At 61.8% G+C, this 19,936-nt stretch carries 16 protein-coding genes; 10 read left to right on the forward strand and 6 right to left on the reverse strand.

Annotated features, from left to right (window positions below):
- The first annotated feature begins 8 nt into the window (after positions 1 to 8).
- From NR126_RS07475 to NR126_RS07490, 4 genes are all read left to right on the forward strand, one after another.
- The gene (locus tag NR126_RS07475; protein ID WP_105755063.1) at positions 9 to 1,454 is read left to right on the forward strand and encodes an aldehyde dehydrogenase family protein; all 1,446 of its coding nucleotides are present in this window, start codon (positions 9 to 11) and stop codon (positions 1,452 to 1,454) included.
- Positions 1,455 to 1,603: 149 nt separating this feature from the next.
- Positions 1,604 to 2,965 carry an MFS transporter gene (locus NR126_RS07480; RefSeq protein ID WP_027618497.1) on the forward strand — a complete coding sequence of 454 codons (1,362 nt, stop codon included), beginning with the start codon at positions 1,604 to 1,606 and terminating at the stop codon, positions 2,963 to 2,965.
- A gap of 11 nt (positions 2,966 to 2,976) precedes the next feature.
- Positions 2,977 to 4,530 (forward strand): galactarate dehydratase, encoded by a 1,554-nt coding sequence (gene garD, locus NR126_RS07485; protein WP_027618498.1) that lies wholly within the window; start codon positions 2,977 to 2,979, stop codon positions 4,528 to 4,530.
- Between the two features lie 209 nt (positions 4,531 to 4,739).
- Positions 4,740 to 5,681, forward strand: a complete 942-nt coding sequence (locus NR126_RS07490) for an AEC family transporter (protein ID WP_027618499.1) — start codon at positions 4,740 to 4,742, stop codon at positions 5,679 to 5,681.
- On the opposite strand, the gene NR126_RS07495 is transcribed toward NR126_RS07490, so the two are convergent.
- The 6 genes from NR126_RS07495 to gatC all read right to left on the reverse strand — a co-directional run bounded on the left by NR126_RS07495 (position 5,678) and on the right by gatC (position 10,915).
- On the reverse strand, positions 5,678 to 6,073 hold the full coding sequence (locus tag NR126_RS07495; RefSeq protein ID WP_027618500.1) for a carboxymuconolactone decarboxylase family protein: 396 nt from the start codon (positions 6,071 to 6,073) through the stop codon (positions 5,678 to 5,680). The two genes, NR126_RS07490 and NR126_RS07495, sit on opposite strands and share 4 nt — an antisense overlap.
- A complete protein-coding gene (locus tag NR126_RS07500) occupies positions 6,070 to 7,152 on the reverse strand; it encodes a calcium/sodium antiporter (RefSeq protein WP_256830054.1) in 1,083 nt (360 codons plus the stop codon). The genes NR126_RS07495 and NR126_RS07500 overlap by 4 nt, the downstream gene beginning before the upstream one ends.
- Positions 7,153 to 7,185: 33 nt before the next feature.
- Positions 7,186 to 7,557, reverse strand: a complete 372-nt coding sequence (locus NR126_RS07505; protein ID WP_027618502.1) for a septal ring lytic transglycosylase RlpA family protein — start codon at positions 7,555 to 7,557, stop codon at positions 7,186 to 7,188.
- Positions 7,558 to 7,703: 146 nt separating this feature from the next.
- Positions 7,704 to 9,149 (reverse strand): Asp-tRNA(Asn)/Glu-tRNA(Gln) amidotransferase subunit GatB, encoded by a 1,446-nt coding sequence (gatB, locus tag NR126_RS07510; protein WP_027618503.1) that lies wholly within the window; start codon positions 9,147 to 9,149, stop codon positions 7,704 to 7,706.
- Between the two features lie 10 nt (positions 9,150 to 9,159).
- Complete coding sequence (gene gatA / locus NR126_RS07515; RefSeq protein ID WP_027618504.1) at positions 9,160 to 10,611, reverse strand: Asp-tRNA(Asn)/Glu-tRNA(Gln) amidotransferase subunit GatA; 1,452 nt, start codon at positions 10,609 to 10,611, stop codon at positions 9,160 to 9,162.
- A gap of 16 nt (positions 10,612 to 10,627) precedes the next feature.
- Positions 10,628 to 10,915 carry an Asp-tRNA(Asn)/Glu-tRNA(Gln) amidotransferase subunit GatC gene (gene gatC / locus NR126_RS07520; protein ID WP_027618505.1) on the reverse strand — a complete coding sequence of 96 codons (288 nt, stop codon included), beginning with the start codon at positions 10,913 to 10,915 and terminating at the stop codon, positions 10,628 to 10,630.
- Positions 10,916 to 11,125: 210 nt separating this feature from the next.
- Between gatC and mreB the strand changes: the two genes are divergently transcribed.
- The 6 genes from mreB to NR126_RS07550 all read left to right on the forward strand — a co-directional run bounded on the left by mreB (position 11,126) and on the right by NR126_RS07550 (position 19,917).
- A complete protein-coding gene (gene mreB / locus NR126_RS07525; RefSeq protein ID WP_002555108.1) occupies positions 11,126 to 12,163 on the forward strand; it encodes a rod shape-determining protein MreB in 1,038 nt (345 codons plus the stop codon).
- 142 nt (positions 12,164 to 12,305) lie between these two features.
- The gene (gene mreC / locus NR126_RS07530) at positions 12,306 to 13,409 is read left to right on the forward strand and encodes a rod shape-determining protein MreC (protein WP_256830055.1); all 1,104 of its coding nucleotides are present in this window, start codon (positions 12,306 to 12,308) and stop codon (positions 13,407 to 13,409) included.
- Entirely contained in the window at positions 13,409 to 13,891 is a 483-nt protein-coding gene (gene mreD / locus NR126_RS07535) for a rod shape-determining protein MreD (RefSeq protein ID WP_027618507.1), read from the forward strand. Before mreC ends, mreD begins: the two co-directional genes overlap by 1 nt.
- 46 nt (positions 13,892 to 13,937) lie before the next feature.
- Positions 13,938 to 14,549 (forward strand): nucleoside triphosphate pyrophosphatase, encoded by a 612-nt coding sequence (locus NR126_RS07540; protein ID WP_027618508.1) that lies wholly within the window; start codon positions 13,938 to 13,940, stop codon positions 14,547 to 14,549.
- Between the two features lie 40 nt (positions 14,550 to 14,589).
- Entirely contained in the window at positions 14,590 to 16,047 is a 1,458-nt protein-coding gene (rng, locus tag NR126_RS07545) for a ribonuclease G (RefSeq protein WP_027618509.1), read from the forward strand.
- Positions 16,048 to 16,116: 69 nt separating this feature from the next.
- Positions 16,117 to 19,917: a YhdP family protein gene (locus tag NR126_RS07550; RefSeq protein WP_256829966.1), complete on the forward strand. Its 3,801-nt coding sequence runs from the start codon at positions 16,117 to 16,119 to the stop codon at positions 19,915 to 19,917.
- Positions 19,918 to 19,936: the final 19 nt, after the last annotated feature.

The raw sequence follows: 19,936 nt of genomic DNA on the forward strand, positions 1-19,936 counted from the left end.
AGACTGCCGTGGCAGACGTAAAGCGATTCGACAACTACATTGGCGGCCAATGGGTAGCCGGTGCCGACTACTCGACCAACATCAACCCATCGGAGTTGTCCGATGTGATTGGCGAGTACGCCAAGGCTGACCTGGCTCAGGTCAACGCGGCCATCGATGCGGCTCGCGCAGCCTTTCCCGCCTGGTCGACCTCGGGTATCCAGGCGCGCAGCGACGCGCTGGACAAGATTGGCAGCGAAATCCTCGCCCGTCGTGAAGAACTCGGCACCCTGCTGGCCCGGGAGGAGGGCAAGACCCTGCCCGAAGCGATTGGCGAAGTGTCGCGTGCCGGCAACATATTCAAGTTTTTCGCCGGTGAGTGCCTGCGTCTGTCCGGCGACTACCTGCCGTCGGTGCGTCCGGGGGTGAACGTCGAAGTCACTCGCGAAGCCCTGGGCGTGGTCGGCCTGATCACCCCGTGGAACTTCCCGATTGCCATTCCTGCCTGGAAGATCGCCCCGGCCCTGGCCTACGGTAACTGCGTGGTACTGAAGCCGGCCGACCTGGTACCGGGCTGTGCCTGGGCCCTGGCGGAAATCATCTCCCGAGCCGGCTTCCCGGCGGGCGTGTTCAACCTGGTAATGGGCAGCGGCCGGGTGGTTGGCGAGGCGCTGGTCAACAGCCCGAAAGTCGACGGCATCAGCTTCACCGGTTCGGTGGGTGTCGGCCGGCAGATCGCGGTCAATTGCGTGTCGCGCCAGGCCAAGGTGCAGTTGGAGATGGGCGGCAAGAATCCGCAGATCATTCTCGATGACGCCGACATCAAGCAGGCGGTCGAGCTCTCGGTGCAAAGCGCGTTTTATTCCACCGGCCAGCGCTGCACCGCGTCGAGCCGGTTGATCGTCACTGCCGGGATTCACGATCAATTCGTCGAGGCCATGGCCGAGCGAATGAAGTCGATCAAGGTCGGCCATGCGCTGAAATCCGGTATCGACATCGGTCCGGTGGTGTCCCAGTCCCAGCTTGAGCAAGACCTGAAGTACATCGACATCGGCCAGTCCGAAGGTGCGCGTCTGGTCAGCGGCGGTGGCCTGGTGACCTGCGACACCGAGGGCTACTTCCTCGCGCCAACGCTGTTTGCCGACAGCGAAGCCGCGATGCGCATCAGCCGCGAAGAGATTTTCGGCCCGGTGGCGAACATCGTTCGGGTTGCCGATTACGAGGCGGCGCTGGAAATGGCCAACGACACCGAGTTCGGCCTGTCGGCGGGCATCGCCACCACGTCGTTGAAATACGCCAACCACTTCAAACGCCATTCCCAGGCCGGGATGGTGATGGTCAACCTGCCGACCGCCGGCGTGGATTACCACGTTCCGTTCGGTGGGCGAAAAGGTTCATCCTATGGATCTCGTGAGCAAGGTCGCTATGCACAAGAGTTTTACACGGTCGTAAAAACTTCCTACATCGGATCGTAATTCACGCAATACCTGTGGGAGCTGGCTTGCCAGCGATAGCATTATCCCGGGGTGACTGACACCCCGAGTCGCCTGGATCGCTGGCAAGCCAGCTCCCACAAAAACAAGATTTACCCGCGCATAAAAATAATCAGTGGGAGTACTTTTACATGCAAGCGACCAAGCCGACCCACGTCCGCTATTTGATCCTGCTCATGCTGTTCCTGGTGACCACGATCAACTACGCCGACCGTGCCACTATCGCAATCGCAGGCTCCAGCCTGCAAAAAGACCTCGGCATCGACGCGGTCACCCTCGGCTATATCTTCTCTGCCTTCGGATGGGCCTACGTCGCCGGACAAATTCCCGGAGGCTGGCTGCTGGACCGTTTCGGCTCGAAAAAAGTCTACGCCCTGAGTATTTTCACCTGGTCCCTGTTCACCGTGCTGCAAGGCTTTGTCGGTGAATTCGGCATGTCCACTGCGGTGGTCGCACTGTTCATGCTGCGCTTCCTGGTCGGCCTGGCCGAGGCGCCATCCTTCCCCGGCAATGCGCGTATCGTCGCCGCCTGGTTCCCCACCGCTGAACGCGGCACCGCCTCGGCGATCTTCAACTCGGCGCAATACTTTGCCACCGTGTTGTTCGCCCCGCTGATGGGCTGGATCGTCTATTCCTTCGGCTGGGAACATGTGTTCATCGTCATGGGTATCCTCGGCATTATCTTCTCGCTGGTCTGGCTGAAAGTGATCTACAGCCCGCGTGAACACCCGCGGATCAACGACGCCGAGTTCAAGCACATCGCCGACAACGGCGGCATGGTCGACATGGATCAGAAGGGTAAGAAGTCCGACGGTCCAAAATGGGATTACATCCGCCAGTTGCTGACCAACCGCATGATGCTCGGCGTGTACCTGGGCCAGTACTGCATCAATGGCATCACCTACTTCTTCCTGACCTGGTTCCCGGTATACCTGGTGCAGGAGCGCGGCATGACCATCCTCAAGGCTGGCTTCATCGCCTCGTTGCCAGCGATCTGCGGCTTTATCGGCGGCGTGTTGGGCGGGGTAATTTCCGACTACTTGTTGCGCAAGGGGCACTCCCTGACCTTCGCCCGTAAGGCGCCGATCATCGCTGGCCTGCTGGTGTCCAGCAGCATCGTGGCTTGCAACTATGTCGAAGTGGAATGGATGGTGGTCGGCTTCATGGCCCTGGCCTTCTTCGGCAAAGGCGTTGGCGCACTGGGTTGGGCGGTGGTTTCCGACACCTCGCCGAAACAGATCGCCGGGCTCAGCGGTGGTTTGTTCAACACCTTCGGTAACATTGCCTCGATCACCACGCCTATCGTCATCGGCTACATCATCAGCTCCACCGGTTCGTTCAAGTGGGCCCTGGTGTTTGTTGGCGCCAACGCCCTGGTCGCGGTATTCAGTTACCTGGTGATCGTCGGCCCGATCAAGCGGGTGGTGCTCAAAGAGCCACCAACCAACGGCGGTTCCGAAGCCGCTGGCAAATTGTCTCAAGCGCATTCCTGAGGAGCGGCGTCATGCAGTTGATTGAACATTCCGACTCGCCGCGCTACATCCGCCTGCACGAGCGGGACAACGTGGTAGTAGTGGTCAACGACCAGGGCGTACCGGCGGGGACGGAGTTCCCCGACGGCCTGGTGACCGTGGATTTCGTACCGCAGAGCCACAAGGTGACTCTGCAGGACATTCCCGAAGGCGGCCAGGTGATTCGTTACGGCCAGGTCATCGGTTATGCCTTGCAGCCGATTCCCCGTGGCAGCTGGGTCAAGGAAGATCAACTGCGTATGCCCACCGCGCCGCCGCTGGATAGCTTGCCGCTGTCCACCGAAGTGCCGGCGGCGCAGGCGCCACTCGAAGGCTTTACTTTCGAGGGTTATCGCAACGCCGACGGCACGGTCGGTACCCGCAACATTCTCGGGATCACCACCACCGTGCAGTGCGTCACCGGCGTCCTCGATCACGCGGTCAAGCGGATCAAGGACGAGTTGTTGCCGCGCTACCCCCATGTCGATGACGTGATCGCCCTGACCCACAGCTACGGCTGTGGCGTGGCGATCACCGCCACCGATGCCTACATCCCGATTCGCACCGTGCGCAACCTGGCGCGTAACCCGAACCTGGGCGGCGAAGCGCTGGTGATCAGCCTCGGTTGCGAGAAGTTGCAGGCCGGGCAAGTGATGCATGACAACGACAGCTCGGTGGATCTGAGCGAGCCGTGGTTGTATCGCCTGCAGGACGCCAGTCACGGTTTCAGCGAAATGATCGAGCAGATCATGGAGCTGGCCGAAGTACGCCTGAAGAAACTCGACCAGCGTCGCCGGGAAACAGTGCCGGCCTCGGAATTGATTCTCGGCATGCAGTGCGGCGGCAGCGATGCGTTCTCCGGCATTACCGCCAACCCGGCCCTGGGCTTTGCCTCGGACCTGTTGCTGCGGGCCGGGGCGACGGTGATGTTTTCCGAAGTCACTGAAGTGCGCGATGCCATCTACCTGCTGACCTCGCGGGCGGAAACCGAAGCGGTGGCCGAGGAGCTGGTGCGGGAAATGGACTGGTACGACCGTTACCTGGCCAAGGGCGAAGCCGACCGCAGCGCCAACACCACGCCGGGCAACAAGAAGGGCGGGTTGTCGAATATTGTCGAGAAGTCCCTGGGCTCGATCGTCAAGTCCGGCAACAGCGCGATCAACGGCGTGCTCGGTCCGGGCGAGCGCTTCAAGCGCAAGGGCCTGATCTTCTGCGCGACGCCGGCCAGCGATTTTGTCTGCGGCACCTTGCAACTGGCCGCCGGGATGAACCTGCATGTGTTCACCACCGGTCGGGGCACGCCTTACGGCCTGGCCATGGCGCCGGTGGTCAAGGTCTCGACCCGCAGCGAACTGGCGCAACGCTGGCCGGACTTGATCGACATCGATGCCGGACGGATTGCCACCGGACGGGCATCCATCGAGGAGCTGGGTTGGGAGCTGTTCCACTTCTATCTGGACGTGGCCAGCGGGCGCAAGGAAACCTGGGCGCAGCGGCACAAGCTGCATAACGACATCACCCTATTCAATCCGGCGCCGATTACCTGAGACCTGTGGGAGCGAGCCTGCTCGCGATGAGGCCATTAGCAACACCGTGGCGCCTGAATCGCTGGCAGGCCAGCTCCCACAGGGTCATCAGCGTAATCCTGGGCGCTGGCTTGTCGGGACACCGCACCGGAACGATCCAGCAGACGCCAATGTCCCCGGTGGCTTATCATTAGCCACCTAACGACACCTCTATCCCCAAGGTCCCCGGCATGCTGGCAATTTTCCTGCAAACCCTGAGCATCACCGCCCCGGTGTTTGCCATGTTGTTCCTCGGGGTTTTGCTCAAACGCATTAACTGGATCGACGACAACTTCATCCACGTTGCCTCCTCGCTGGTGTTCAACGTCACCATGCCGGCGCTGCTGTTTCTCGGGATCCTCCACGCCGACCTGCATTCGGCGCTCAAGCCCGACCTGCTGATCTATTTTTCCCTCGCCACCCTGGTCGGTTTCGCGATCGCCTGGGGCTGGGCTATTTTCCGTTGCCCCCGTGAAGATCGCGGGATCTACACTCAGGGCGCGTTTCGCGGCAACAACGGAGTGATTGGCCTGGCGCTGGCGGCGAGCATGTACGGCGCCTACGGGATTTCCCTCGGGGCGATTCTCGCGGCGCTGGTGATCCTGTTCTACAACACCCTGTCGACCATCGTCCTGGCGGTGTACAGCCCGGTGATCAAGTCCGATCCGTGGAGCATCTGCAAAAGCGTGGTGAGCAATCCGTTGATCATCAGTGTGCTTGCGGCGGCGCCGTTCGCCTACTTCCAGATCCCTTTACCGGGTTGGCTGGAAACCTCCGGCAGCTACCTGGCGCAAATGACCCTGCCGCTGGCGCTGATCTGCATCGGCGGCACGCTGTCGCTGGCGGCGTTGCGCAAAAGTGGTGGGATGGCCCTGAGTGCGAGCCTGGTGAAGATGATCGGCTTGCCGATCCTGGCCACGGTGGGCGCCTGGTTCTGGGGCTTTCGCGGGGCGGAACTGGGGATCCTGTTCCTTTACTTCGGCAGCCCGACCGCCGCAGCCAGTTTTGTCATGGCCCGGGCGGCCAATGGCAATCATGAACTGGCGGCAGCGATCATTGTGATCACGACGTTGATGGCGGCGATCACCACCAACATCGGCATTTTCGTACTGCAGTGGGGCGGCTGGATCTAGCGCGCTTCGGCGCTGTAGCTGTCGATCACTTCCTGCGCCGCACGGAAGGCTTCCATCGCCGCTGGCACGCCGGCGTACACCGCGCAATGCATCAGGGTTTCGCGAATCTCGTCGACCGTGCAGCCGTTGTTCAGCGCGCCGCGCACGTGGCCCTTGAGCTCCTGCGGGCACTTGAGCGAAGTCAGCGCGGCCAGGGTGATCAGGCTGCGGGTCTTGAGTTCCAGCCCGCCACGATTCCACACCGCGCCCCAGGCGTGCTCGTTGACGAAGTCCTGGAAGGGCCGGGTCAGCTCGGTGGCGTTGCCCATGGAGCGGTCGACGAACGCGTCGCCCATGACCTGGCGACGTACTTCGATGCCGGTCGGTTTGCTGGAGCTGGATTGATCGGTCATGGCGATTCTCTTTTGTTGTGTTGGCGGCGCCAGGCGCGCAATGACGTGAACAGCAAAAATGCCAGCAGTGCCGGCAGGACATACAGCAGCATCAGCCGCTCGAGTCGGCCGGCCAGCGGCATGCCCATGGTGAACGACACCACGTGCAGACCGTAGACCGCGTACAGGGCCAGCAGCAGCAAGCCTTCGGCGCGGGTGATGCGGTAGCCGGTGTAGAACATCGGCAGGCACAGCACGGTGACGCCGAGCATCACCGGCAGATCGAAATCCAGGGCGTTAGGGGAGACCGACAAGGGTGTGGGTGCCAGCAGCGCGGTGATGCCCAGCACCCCGAGCAGGTTGAACAGGTTACTGCCGATGATGTTGCCCACCGCCAGGTCGCGTTGGCCGCGCAGGGCGGCGATCAGCGAGGTGGCGAGGGCCGGCAGTGAGGTGCCGACGGCGACGATGGTCAGGCCGATGATGCGTTCCGAGAGGCCCAGTTCGACCGCCACGTCCACCGCCGCCGCGACCAACAGGCGACCGGCCACGATCAGCAGGGCCAGGCCGACCAGCATCAGCAGGACGCTGCTATTCCAGGGTTTTCCCGTCGACGCAGATACGCGGAGGGCTTGCTGCGGATCCGCTGCGTGCCGGGACTGGCGCCACAGCAGTCCGAGATACACCACCAGCACGCCAAGCAGGAGTGCGCCGTCGAAGGCGCTGAGTTGTTCATTCCAGGCCAGACCGAAGACCAGCGCGCTGGCGCCGATCAGCAGCGGGATGTCGAGGCGCAGCAGGTGCCGAGACACTCGCAGCGGGATGATCAGTGCGGACAGGCCAAGTGTTACCAACAGGTTGAAGATGTTGCTGCCCATCACGCTGCCGACGGCGATGTCGCTGTTCTGCGCGAAAGTCGCTTGCAGGCTCACGGCCATCTGCGGTGCGCTGCTGCCCAGGGCGACGATGCTCAGGCCAATGATCAGCGGACGTACCTTGAGGTGGGCTGCCACGCGTACTGCCGCGCGTACCAGCATTTCCGCGCCGATGATCAACAGCAGCAGGCCGCTGAGCAGTTGCAGGACGCTGGGCAGGGGCAGGTTGGCTAAAGCGGAAATGGTCGAGGCTCCCGGTCAGTTGTTCAGCGCTTGCACGCGGACTCGGGCGGTGCCGCTGCGGAGCATGCCCAACTGGCTGGCAGCGGCCTGCGACAGGTCGATCAGGCGACCCCGGGTGTGCGGGCCACGGTCGTTGATGCGGACCACGACGCTCTTGTCATTGTTCAGGTTGGTGACCTTCACCCGCGTGCCGAACGGCAGTTGGCGGTGGGCGGCGGTCAGCGAATTCTTGTCGAAACGTTCGCCACTGGCGGTACGTTTGCCTTGGTGTTTGCTGCCGTAATAGGAGGCGGTACCGGTTTCGTCGTAGCCGCGGGGATCGACGTCGTAACTGGCGCAGCCGGCGAGCAGCGAAAACAGGGCGCAGGCACCGAGGAGGCGTTTCATGGAGGGGATTCCGGAGAGCAATTGTGGGCGCGAGGCGGCTCGCGATGACTGTTCAGTGACATTGATGTCGGCTGGCAGTTCATCGCGAGCGGGCTCGCTCCTACAAAAGAAGGGTGAGCCAGATAGAGCAACTGGCTCCATACCCATTAGCCTTCGAGCTTGCTTTTCAGCAGTTCGTTGACTTGTTGCGGATTGGCCTTGCCTTTGGAGGCTTTCATGGCCTGGCCGACGAAGAAGCCAAACATTTTGCCGCGTTTGGCTTCGTCCGCCGCGCGGTATTGCTCGACCTGCTCGGCGTTGGCCGCGAGCATTTCATCGAGAACGGCCGAGATTGCGCCGCTGTCGGTGACTTGCTTGAGGCCACGCTTTTCGATGATCTCGTCAGCGCTGCCTTCGCCGTTGGCCATGGCTTCGAACACGGTCTTGGCAATCTTGCCGGAGATGGTGTTGTCCTTGATCCGCAGGAGCATGCCGCCCAGTTGCTCGGCGGACACCGGCGCCTCGTCGATTTCCAGGCCCTGCTTGTTCAACAGGCTGCCCAGTTCGACCATGACCCAGTTGGCTGCGAGCTTGGCGTCGCCGGCAATGCTCACGACCTTCTCGAAGTAGTCGGCTTGTTCGCGGCTCGACGCCAGGACGCTGGCATCGTAGACCGACAGGCCGAACTGCTCCTGGAAGCGCTCGCGTTTCTGCGGTGGCAGTTCCGGCAGTGTGGCGCGGATGTCGTCGAGGTAGGCATTTTCGATGACCACCGGCAGCAGGTCCGGATCGGGGAAGTAACGGTAGTCGTTGGCTTCCTCTTTGCTGCGCATGGCGCGGGTTTCGTCTTTGTTCGGGTCGTACAGGCGGGTCTGCTGGATCACCTTGCCGCCGTCTTCGATCAGTTCGATCTGCCGGCGTACTTCAGTATTGATCGCCTTCTCGATGAAGCGGAACGAGTTGACGTTCTTGATCTCGCAGCGCGTACCGAACTCGACTTGGCCTTTTGGTCGGACCGACACGTTGCAGTCGCAACGCAGCGAACCTTCGGCCATGTTGCCGTCGCAGATGCCCAGGTAGCGCACCAGCGCGTGGATCGACTTGACGTAGGCCACGGCTTCCTTGGCGCTGCGCATGTCCGGCTCGGAGACGATCTCGAGCAGCGGGGTGCCGGCACGGTTCAGGTCGATGCCGGTGGCGCCGTTGAATTCTTCGTGCAGGCTCTTGCCGGCGTCTTCTTCCAGGTGCGCGCGGGTGATGCCGACGCGCTTGACCGTGCCGTCCTCGAGCGGGATGTCCAGGTGGCCCTTGCCGACGATCGGCAGTTCCATCTGGCTGATCTGGTAGCCCTTGGGCAGGTCAGGGTAGAAGTAGTTCTTGCGCGCAAACACGTTGTGCTGACCGATTTCGGCGTCAATCGCCAGGCCGAACATCACCGCCATGCGCACCGCTTCCTGGTTCAACACCGGCAGCACGCCGGGCATGCCCAGGTCTACCAGGCTGGCCTGGGTGTTCGGCTCGGAGCCGAAGGTGGTGGCGCTACCGGAGAAAATCTTCGATTGGGTGGCGAGCTGGGTATGAATCTCCAGCCCGATCACGACTTCCCATTGCATGTGTTTCTCCTCAGAAGCCTGTCGGGGTGCGGGTGTGCCAGTCAGTGTTGAGCTGATACTGGTGCGCAACGTTGAGCAGGCGGCCTTCCTGGAAATAAGGGGCGAGCAGTTGCACGCCGACCGGCAAGCCATCGACAAAACCGGCTGGCATCGACAGGCCCGGCAGGCCCGCGAGGTTGGCGGTGATGGTGTAGACGTCTTCCAGGTACGCAGCGACCGGGTCGCTGTTCTTGGCGCCGAGTTTCCAGGCCGGGTTCGGCGTGGTTGGGCCGAGGATGATGTCGACCTCATTAAAGGCAGCCATGAAGTCGTTCTTCACCAGGCGACGGATCTTTTGCGCCTTCAAGTAGTACGCATCGTAGTAACCGGCCGACAGGGCGTAGGCACCGACCATGATCCGGCGCTGAACCTCGGCACCGAAACCCTCACCGCGTGAGCGCTTATAGAGGTCGGTCAGGTCTTTCGGGTCTTCGCAGCGATAGCCGAAACGCACGCCGTCGAAACGCGACAGGTTGGAAGAAGCCTCGGCCGGGGCGATCACGTAGTACGCCGGAATCGCGTGCTGCATGTTCGGCAGGCTGATTTCCTTGACCACGGCGCCGAGCTTCTGCAGCTCCTTGACGCTGTTGTGGATCAGCTCGGCAATACGTGGGTCGAGACCGGCGCTGAAGTACTCTTTTGGCACGCCGATGCGCAGGCCCTGCAAAGAACCATTGAGGCCGGCGCTGTAGTCCGGAACCGGCTCGTCGATGCTGGTGGAGTCGTTCGGATCGAAGCCTGCCATACCTTGCAACAATATTGCGCAGTCTTCAGCGGTGCGCGCCAAAGGGCCACCCTGATCGAGACTGGACGCGTAGGCGATCATGCCCCAGCGCGAAACACGACCGTACGTCGGTTTCAGGCCTGTCAGGTTGGTAAAGGCTGCCGGCTGTCGGATCGAGCCGCCGGTGTCGGTGGCGGTGGCCGCCGGCAACAGACGAGCGGCAACGGCCACTGCCGAACCGCCGGACGAACCGCCTGGCACGTGCTCCAGGTTCCACGGGTTCTTCGCGGGGCCGTAGTAGCTCGATTCGTTGGCCGAGCCCATGGCGAACTCATCCATGTTGGTCTTGCCCAGGGTCACGGCGCCGGCGGCAGCCAGCTTGGCGACCACGGTGGCGTCGTACGGGGCCTTGAAGTTGTCGAGCATCTTCGAGCCGCAGCTGGTGCGGATGCCCTGGGTGCAGAACAGGTCCTTGTGGGCAATCGGCGCGCCCAGCAGGGCACCGCTCTCACCTTTGGCGCGGCGGGCGTCGGCGGCTTGCGCCTGCTGCAGTGCCAGCTCTTCGGTGAGGCTGATGAAGCTGTTGAGCTGCGGGTCGAGCTGGGCAATACGCGCCAGCAGGACGCGGGTCAGCTCTTCGGAGGAAAATTTCTTGTCGGCGAGTCCGCGGGCGATCTCGGCCAGAGTCAATTGATGCATTGCAGGCTCTTTCCCTTTAGTCGATGACTTTCGGAACCAGATACAGGCCGTTTTCGACCGCTGGTGCGATGGACTGATAGGCCTCGCGGTGATTGGACTCGGTGACAACGTCTGCACGCAGGCGCTGGCTGGCTTCCAGTGGGTGGGCGAGGGGCTCGATACCGTCGGTATCGACCGCCTGCATTTCGTCGACCAGCCCGAGAATGCTGTTCAGGGCCGAAGTGATGTGTGGAAGATCGGCTTCATCGAGGCCGAGGCAGGCCAGGTGAGCGATTTTTTCCACGTCGGAGCGTTCAAGCGCCATGGGATTCTCCAGTGGAAAACAAAACGGATCTCGTCCGTGTGTTAGATTGTCGGAACACTACCGCATTTCTACGGTCATAAGGCCGCGATTGTGGGGGTTGGTGCACGGAAAAGCGGCCAATTTAACATATTGGCGCCTTGCCCAAAATCCCTGTCGTTGTTAGAGTTTGCCGCACTTTTTTACCCACGCGTTGCCTAGGGTCCCTTTCCCATGTTCAAGAAACTGCGTGGCATGTTTTCCAGCGATCTATCCATCGACCTGGGCACTGCCAACACCCTTATTTACGTGCGTGAGCGCGGTATCGTCCTGAATGAACCCTCGGTTGTGGCCATTCGGACGCACGGTAACCAGAAAAGTGTTGTTGCCGTCGGTACCGAAGCCAAGCGCATGCTCGGTCGTACCCCGGGCAATATCGCTGCCATTCGTCCGATGAAGGACGGCGTGATCGCCGACTTCAGCGTCTGCGAAAAAATGCTCCAGTACTTTATCAACAAGGTTCACGAAAACAGCTTTTTGCAGCCAAGTCCTCGTGTGTTGATCTGCGTTCCGTGCAAATCCACCCAGGTTGAGCGTCGCGCCATTCGTGAATCGGCCCTGGGTGCCGGTGCCCGTGAAGTGTTCCTGATCGAAGAGCCAATGGCTGCAGCGATCGGTGCCGGCCTGCCGGTAGAAGAAGCCCGTGGTTCGATGGTCGTCGATATCGGCGGTGGTACCACCGAAATCGCGCTGATCTCCCTGAACGGTGTGGTTTATGCCGAATCCGTGCGGGTTGGCGGCGACCGCTTCGACGAAGCGATCATCACCTACGTGCGTCGCAACTACGGCAGCCTGATCGGTGAATCCACTGCCGAGCGCATCAAGCAGGAAATCGGTACTGCCTACCCAGGCGGCGAAGTGCGTGAAGTCGATGTACGTGGCCGTAACCTGGCCGAAGGCGTGCCACGTGCCTTTACCCTGAACTCCAACGAAGTGCTGGAGGCGTTGCAAGAGTCGCTGGCGACCATCGTTCAGGCGGTCAAGAGCGCCCTGGAGCAATCTCCGCCGGAACTGGCGTCGGATATCGCCGAGCGTGGCCTGGTGCTGACCGGTGGTGGCGCCTTGCTGCGTGACCTCGACAAGCTGCTGGCCCAGGAAACCGGCCTGCCGGTGATCGTTGCCGAAGATCCTCTGACCTGTGTGGCTCGCGGCGGTGGCCGTGCACTGGAAATGATGGACAAGCACACCATGGACCTGCTCTCCAGCGAGTAATTTCGCCGCAGGCTTCTATGCTGTTCGCGCACAGGCAGCACTTTGCAGTGCTGCCTGTTGGCGTTTATCTTCTGTCAATCTGCATCCAGGCCGGTTTGATGCCGTATGAATAAACAGAACATTTGCCTGGGAGGAGCGGCTTATTAAACCGCTCTTCACCAAAGGTCCCTCGTTGGGTGTGCGCTTTCTGGTGCTGGCCGTGCTATCGGTCGCATTGATGGTGGTGGATGCCCGCTTCGACGCCCTCAAGCCTGCGCGCAGTCAGATGTCGCTGGTGTTGATGGACGCCTATTGGATCACCGACCTGCCCGAGCGTTTGTGGCAAGGAGTGAGCAGCCAGTTTGGCAGCCGCACCGAGTTGGTCGCCGAGAACGAAAAACTCAAGACCGAAAACCTGCTGTTGCAGGGCCGCATGCAGAAGCTCGCGGCCCTGACCGAGCAGAACGTGCGGTTGCGCGAGTTGCTCAACTCTTCGGCACTGGTGAATGAAAAGGTTGAGGTAGCCGAGTTGATCGGCGTCGATCCCAACCCGTTTACCCATCGAATCATCATCAACAAGGGCGAACGCGACGGCGTGGTTCTTGGCCAGCCGGTGCTCGACGCCCGTGGCCTGATGGGCCAGGTAGTCGAGTTGATGCCGTACACCTCGCGGGTGTTGCTGCTGACCGACACCACCCACAGCATCCCTGTGCAAGTGAATCGTAATGGCTTGCGGGCAATTGCCAGCGGCACCGGCAATCCGGAACGCCTGGAATTGCGCCATGTTGCGGACACGGCGGATATCAAGGAAGGCGACCTGCTGGTGAGCTCCGGTCTTGGTCAGCGTTTCCCGGCGGGCTACCCGGTCGCCACGGTCAAGGAAGTCATTCACGACTCCGGCCAGCCTTTCGCTATTGTCCGCGCAGTGCCGACGGCCGCGCTCAATCGCAGTCGCTACATGTTGCTGGTGTTCAGTGATAGCCGCACGCCGGAAGAGCGGGCCAATGAGGCTGCCCAGGCTCAGGATGCCCAGGATCAGCACGCCGGCAACGCTGTGGTGGTGCCGGCGGCCGTGCCTGCGCCTGCCGCAGCAGCACCTGTGACGACCACTGCCCCGGTAACCGTTCCGGCCGCAGCGAAACCGGTGACACCGGCCAAGCCTGCTGCCCACGCCACCCCGGCCAAGCCGGTGGCGACTCCGGTCAAGCCGGCAGCGACCAAGCCGCCCGCGACGACGCCCGCAGCCACTCCTCAGGGTAGAGAATAATGGTCAGTACCCGCTCGCGTAATGGCTGGATGATCTGGATGACCTTCGCCATTGGCATGCTGCTCAGCGTCGTGCCATTTCCCCATGTCGAGATCCTGCGACCGATGTTCCTCGCGCTGCCCCTGGCCTACTGGGCCCTGGAAATGCCGCACAAGATCGGTATGGCCAGCGCGTTTTGCCTGGGCCTGGCACAAGACGTACTGTTCGGCACCCTGCTCGGACACAACGCGTTGATCCTGACCTTGATCACCTTCCTGATCCTGTCGCTGCAGCAGCGGGTGCGGATGTTTCCAATGTGGCAGCAAAGCCTGGTGATCCTGGTGGTGCTCGGGCTCGCACAACTGTTGCAACTGTGGCTCAGCGCCCTGACCGGTAACCGGCAGACGCTGGCGGTTTTGTTGCCCGCGCTGATCAGCGCCTTGCTCTGGCCCTGGGTCAGCTTCGGATTGCGTGGGTTGAGCCGCCGCTACAAAATCAACTAATCATTCGGTCAGGCATTGGCCCGCACCTCGACAGGGAGATGTCTTGATGAATCCGCTTTTCCTCGCCTCAGGTTCACCACGCCGGCGTGAGCTGCTGACGCAGATCGGCGTGGCGTTCAGCGTCATCGGCGCCGAAATCGATGAAACCCCTCTGCCAGATGAATCCCCAGCGGCCTATGTCGAGCGGCTCGCACGGGGCAAGGCCCAGGCCGGTCGTGCGCGACTGAATGCCAATGCCCAGGCTTGTGTGCTGGGTGCCGACACCGCCGTGGTGCTCGACGGAAAAATCCTCGGCAAGCCCCTCGACGAAGCCAACGCGCTGGCGATGCTGATGAGCCTTTCGGGCCAGGAGCATGAGGTGCTGACCGCGATTGCCTTGCTCGACGGCGAGCGCTGCGAATCGCGGGTGGTGCGTAGCCTGGTACGTTTTCGCCCCATCAACGCGGCCGAGGCCAGTGCTTACTGGGCCAGCGGTGAACCCCGGGACAAGGCCGGCGGCTATGGCATCCAGGGGCTTGGTGCGGTGTTCGTCAGCGGCCTCAATGGCAGTTATTCCGCGGTCGTCGGCCTGCCTTTATGCGAAACCGCAGAACTGCTCGGCCATTTCGGCATACCCTGTTGGCAAACCCCAAGCGCGCCCAGCGCCGTACTGACTTGATGCGGCCATAATCGTGAACATGCCTGAACGAGATCCTGCCATGAGTGAAGAGATTCTGATCAACATCACGCCGATGGAGTCACGCGTGGCGGTGGTCGAAAACGGTGTCCTGCAAGAAGTGCACGTCGAGCGCACGCAGAAGCGCGGGATCGTCGGCAACATCTATAAAGGCAAGGTGGTGCGGGTGCTGCCGGGCATGCAGGCGGCGTTCGTCGACATCGGGCTGGATCGCGCGGCGTTTATTCACGCTTCGGAAATCTCTCTGCGCGAAGGGCCTGCGGTGGAAAGCATCAGTGCCCTGGTACATGAAGGGCAGAGCCTGGTGGTGCAGGTCACCAAGGACCCGATCGGCTCCAAGGGCGCGCGCCTGACTACCCAGCTGTCGATTCCTTCGCGTTACCTGGTGTACATGCCGCGTACCGCCCACGTTGGCATTTCCCTGAAAATCGAGGACGAAGCCGAGCGCGAACGCCTCAAGCAAGTGGTCACCGATTGCGTGGCCAAGGAAGGCATCAAGGAATCCGGCGGCTTTATCCTGCGTACCGCCGCCGAGGGTGCGGGTGCCGACGAAATCCTCATGGACATCCGCTACCTGCGCCGTTTGTGGGATCAGATCGGCGCGCAGATCAAGACCATTGGCGCGCCCAATGTGATCTACGAAGACCTGGGCCTGGCCTTGCGCACCCTGCGCGACCTGGTGAGTCCGAAAATCGAGAAGATCCGCATTGATTCCCGGGAAACCTTCCAGAAAACCACGCAGTTCGTTGCCGAGTTGATGCCGGAGATCGCCGACCGCCTGGAGCACTACCCGGGTGAGCGGCCGATTTTCGATCTGTACGGGGTCGAGGACGAAATCCAGAAAGCCCTGGAGCGCAAGGTGCCACTCAAGTCCGGCGGCTACCTGGTGGTCGACCCGGCCGAAGCCATGAGCACGATTGACGTTAATACCGGCGCTTTCGTCGGGCACCGCAACCTTGAAGAGACTATCTTCAAGACTAACCTTGAGGCAGCGACGGCGATTGCCCGGCAACTGCGCCTGCGCAACCTGGGCGGGATCATCATCATTGACTTCATCGACATGGAAGACGAGGAGCATCAGCGCCAGGTCCTGCGCACGCTGGAAAAGCAGTTGGAGCGCGATCACGCCAAGACCAACATCATCGGCATCACCGAGTTGGGCCTGGTGCAGATGACGCGCAAGCGCACCCGCGAAAGTCTTGAGCAGGTGCTGTGCGAGCCGTGCAGCAGTTGCCAGGGCCGAGGCAAGTTGAAGACTCCGGAAACCGTGTGTTATGAGATTTTCCGAGAGATTCTGCGTGAGGCGCGTGCCTATCAGGCGGAAGGCTATCGCGTACTGGCCAACCAGAAAGTGGTGGATCGCCTGCTGGACGAGGAGTCGGGCAATGTCGCCGAACTCGAGGGATTTATCGGGCGCACCATTCGCTTCCAGGTGGAGACCATGTATTCCCAGGAACAATACGACGTGGTGCTGCTCTGAATCGCTGTGTTCCATTCCTCATGGCTGGCCTGTGCTCGCTGAACCTGTTTTCTTTGGGAGCCAACTGACATGGAGCGTCTGATGCGCATTCTGGGCACGCTGACCCGCTGGGGCCTGGGGTTGTGCGCGTTGCTGCTGGTGCTGATCGCGCTCTACGTCAACCTGGGTCGTGAGTTGATCCCGCTGGTCGCCGAGTACCGTGCCGAGGCGCAGGCCAAGGCTCGGGAAGCGCTGGACATGCCGTTGGAGATCGGCAGCCTGGAAGGGCGCTGGAGCGGCATGGCCCCAGTGTTGTTGGCCCATGACGTGACCGTGGGTGAGGGTGCCAATGCCCTGCATCTGGAGCAGGTGCGCGTGGTTCCGGATATTTGGGGCAGCCTGCTGGCGCGCGCGGTGCGTATCGAACACCTCGAGCTCAACGGCCTCAAGCTCAGCCTCAAGGAAGGCGCCGACGGCCAATGGGCGCTGGAAGGTGTGCCGGTGCAGCAGAACAAACCGCTGGATCCCACGCAACTGTTCAATCAGATGCAGATGGTCAGCCGCCTGTCGGTGCTCGACAGTCAGGTCACCCTGCAACCGCTGGACCATGCGCCGCTGACCCTGACCTACGTCGGCCTGACCCTCAAGACCGGCCCCAGTCGCCAGCGTCTCGACGCCCGCCTGACCCTGCCCGATGGCCAGCCTCTGGCGCTGAGCCTGCGCAGCCGGATGCGCGCCGATCAGTGGCAGGATGCTGAAATCGAAAGCTACCTGAGCCTGCCGCAAAGTGACTGGGCGCGCTGGGTGCCGGCCAGGGTGACCCAGCAATGGAAGCTCTCTGAGCTCAAGGCCGGTGGCGAGTTCTGGGTGAGCTGGGCCAAGGGCACCCTGCAAAGCGCTGCAATCCGCCTGAACGCCCCGCAATTCAAGGGCGCCTACGCCGAGCGCAAGCCGGTGCAGATCAATAACCTGGCACTCAATGCCTACTTCAAGCGCAGCGGCGAAGGTTTCCAGCTGTCCCTCGATTCGCTGGCGATGAACCTCGGCAAGACCCGCTTCGATACCCGTCTGCAGCTACAGACTACAAACACCGAGAAAGAAGGGGAGCGCTGGCACCTGCAGGCCGATCGCCTTGACCTCACGCCACTGACCCCCATCATCAATGCCCTGGGGCCTTTGCCGGAAGGGGTGGCGACCACCATCGAACGCCTCAAGGTCACCGGTACTCTGCGTAACGTGCTGATCGACATTCGGCCCAATGCCACCGATGACAGCAAATTCAGTTTCGCCGCCAATCTGGAACAGGTCGGTTTTGACGCCTACCACGGCGCACCAGCGGCGCGTAACGTCAGCGGCAGCATCAGCGGCGACCTGGGTCAGGGCGAGCTGCGCATGGACAGTAAGGATTTCATGCTGCACCTGGACCCGATCTTCGCCAAGCCCTGGCAGTACTTGCAGGCTAACGCGCGGCTGACCTGGAAGCTCGACAAGCAAGGCTTCACCCTGATCGCGCCGTACCTGAAGGTGCTGGGTGAGGAGGGCAAGATTGCCGGCGACTTCCTGATTCGTCTGCATTTCGACCACAGCCAGGAAGACTACATGGACCTGCGGGTCGGCCTGGTGGAGGGCGACGGCCGCTACACCAGCAAATACCTGCCCAAGGTCCTCAGTCCTGGGCTGGACGAGTGGCTGCGTACGGCCATTCTCAAAGGCGCGGTCGATGAAGGTTTCTTCCAGTACCAGGGCTCGCTGAGCCACGACGCGGGCGAGGCTGATCGCAGCATCAGCCTGTTTTTCAAGGTGCACGATGCCGAGCTGGCGTTTCAACCGGGCTGGCCGCACCTGAGCAAGATCAATGGCGATGTGTTCGTCGAAGACAGCGGCGTGCGTATCGTTGCCAGCCAGGGGCAGTTGCTCGACACCCAGGTGCGCGATGTTTTCGTCAACATCCCCCATGTGCCGGCCGAGAAAAACACCCATATGTACATCGATGGCGCCTTCGCCGGCGGCCTGGGCGACGGGGTGAAGATTCTCCAGGAGGCGCCGATCGGCACCGGTCCGACCTTTGCTGGCTGGCAGGGCGAAGGGGAGTTGCAGGGCAAGCTGAAACTCGACATTCCGCTGGAAAAAGGCGAAGAGCCGAGAATCCTGGTGGACTTCAAAACGGCCAAGGCGCGCCTGAAACTCAGCGAGCCGGAGCTTGAACTGACCCAGCTCAAGGGCGATTTCCGTTTCGACAGCGCCAAAGGCCTGAGCGGTCAGGGAATCAGCGCACGGGCCTTTGATCGACCGGTGACGGCGCAGATCTTCGCCGACGGCAGCGCCGGCAAACTCAACACCCGTGTCACCGCCTCGGGCCAGGTCACGGTGAAGAAACTCACTGAATGGATGAAGGTCACCCAGCCGTTGCCGGTTTCCGGAGATATCCCTTATCAGTTGCAAGTCACCCTCGATGGCGCCGACAGCCAGTTGATGGTCAGCTCCAGCCTCAAGGGCGTTGCCGTGGATTTGCCAGCGCCATTCGGCATGCCCGCCGAGCAGGGGCGCGACACGGTGTTCCGCATGACGTTACAAGGCAGCGAGCGACGCTACTGGCTGGACTATGGTGACCTCGCAGACTTCACCTTTGCGGCGCCGAGCAACAATTTTGCCGACGGCCGTGGTGAGCTGTTCCTTGGCAGCGGCAATGCCGTATTGCCGGGCAACAAAGGCCTGCGCGTGCGTGGGGTGTTGTCGGAGCTGGATGTCGAGCCGTGGAAAAACCTGGTGGACAAGTATGCCGGGCAAGATCCGGGCGGGAGTGCCAAGCAATTGCTCAGTGGCGCAGACTTCAAGGTCAACAAGCTCACTGGCTTTGGTACCACCCTGGATCAGGCGCGCGTGCAACTGGATCGCAAGCCCGGTGCCTGGGCCCTGCAGCTCGACAGCCAGCAGGTCAAGGGCAACGTCGGGCTGCCTGATGCCAAGGGGGCGCCGATTGCGGTGAATCTGCAGTACGTGCGCCTGCCGGCACCGGACCCAAAGGTGCAAGCCGACGAAAATGCGCCGGATCCGCTGGCCTCGGTTGATCCGACCAAGGTGCCAGCGCTGGATATCAATATTGCGCAGTTGTTCCAGGGCAAGGACCTGGTGGGCGCCTGGACGCTGAAGGTGCGGCCAACGGCTAAAGGCCTGGCGTTCAATTCCATGAGCCTGGGGCTCAAGGGCATGCAGTTGCAGGGCGCGGGCGGCTGGGAGGGCGTGCCGGGCGCGAGTAGCAGTTGGATCAAGGGTCGCCTGGAAGGCAAGAACCTGGCGGATGTACTTCAGGGTTGGGGTTTTGCACCCACGGTCACCAGTGAAAACTTCCATGTCGATATCGACGGTCGCTGGCCTGGCTCACCAGCCTGGGTCGGGTTGAAGCGCTTTTCCGGCAGCCTCGATGCGTCGCTGAACAAGGGCCAGATGGTCGAAGTCGAAGGCGGTGCCCAGGCCCTGCGGGTGTTTGGTTTGCTCAATTTCAACTCGATCGGCCGGCGCCTGCGCCTGGACTTCTCCGACCTGTTCGGCAAAGGCCTGAGCTACGACCGGGTCAAGGGCCTGCTGGTCGCCAGCAACGGGGTGTTCGTCACCCGCGAGCCGATTATCCTGACTGGCCCTTCGAGCAACCTGGAGCTCAACGGCACGCTGGACATGGCCGCCGACCGCATCGACGCAAAGCTGTTGGTGACCCTGCCGCTGACCAATAATCTGCCCATCGCCGCGCTGATCGTCGGCGCGCCCGCAGTAGGCGGTGCGTTGTTCCTCATCGACAAGTTGATCGGCGATCGCGTGGCCCGCTTTGCCAGTGTCAAATACACCGTCCAGGGACCGGTCAAAGAACCGAAAATCACCTTCGAGAAACCCTTTTGAGGCGATTTTTCACAACCGC

The sequence above is a fragment of the Pseudomonas sp. Pse1 genome (assembly GCF_024519635.1).
Taxonomy (GTDB): domain Bacteria; phylum Pseudomonadota; class Gammaproteobacteria; order Pseudomonadales; family Pseudomonadaceae; genus Aquipseudomonas.

Excerpts from the sequence above, each read along its gene's own strand:
- gatA (WP_027618504.1), bottom strand. The coding sequence starts at position 10,611 with ATGCATCAATTGACTCTGGCCGAGATCGCCCGCGGACTCGCCGACAAG.
- rng (WP_027618509.1), top strand. The coding sequence starts at position 14,590 with ATGAGTGAAGAGATTCTGATCAACATCACGCCGATGGAGTCACGCGTG.
- NR126_RS07490 (WP_027618499.1), top strand. The coding sequence starts at position 4,740 with ATGCTGGCAATTTTCCTGCAAACCCTGAGCATCACCGCCCCGGTGTTT.
- NR126_RS07540 (WP_027618508.1), top strand. The coding sequence starts at position 13,938 with ATGAATCCGCTTTTCCTCGCCTCAGGTTCACCACGCCGGCGTGAGCTG.
- mreB (WP_002555108.1), top strand. The coding sequence starts at position 11,126 with ATGTTCAAGAAACTGCGTGGCATGTTTTCCAGCGATCTATCCATCGAC.
- NR126_RS07550 (WP_256829966.1), top strand. The coding sequence starts at position 16,117 with ATGGAGCGTCTGATGCGCATTCTGGGCACGCTGACCCGCTGGGGCCTG.
- NR126_RS07480 (WP_027618497.1), top strand. The coding sequence starts at position 1,604 with ATGCAAGCGACCAAGCCGACCCACGTCCGCTATTTGATCCTGCTCATG.
- mreD (WP_027618507.1), top strand. The coding sequence starts at position 13,409 with ATGGTCAGTACCCGCTCGCGTAATGGCTGGATGATCTGGATGACCTTC.
- NR126_RS07505 (WP_027618502.1), bottom strand. The coding sequence starts at position 7,557 with ATGAAACGCCTCCTCGGTGCCTGCGCCCTGTTTTCGCTGCTCGCCGGC.
- gatB (WP_027618503.1), bottom strand. The coding sequence starts at position 9,149 with ATGCAATGGGAAGTCGTGATCGGGCTGGAGATTCATACCCAGCTCGCC.
- gatC (WP_027618505.1), bottom strand. The coding sequence starts at position 10,915 with ATGGCGCTTGAACGCTCCGACGTGGAAAAAATCGCTCACCTGGCCTGC.
- garD (WP_027618498.1), top strand. The coding sequence starts at position 2,977 with ATGCAGTTGATTGAACATTCCGACTCGCCGCGCTACATCCGCCTGCAC.
- NR126_RS07495 (WP_027618500.1), bottom strand. The coding sequence starts at position 6,073 with ATGACCGATCAATCCAGCTCCAGCAAACCGACCGGCATCGAAGTACGT.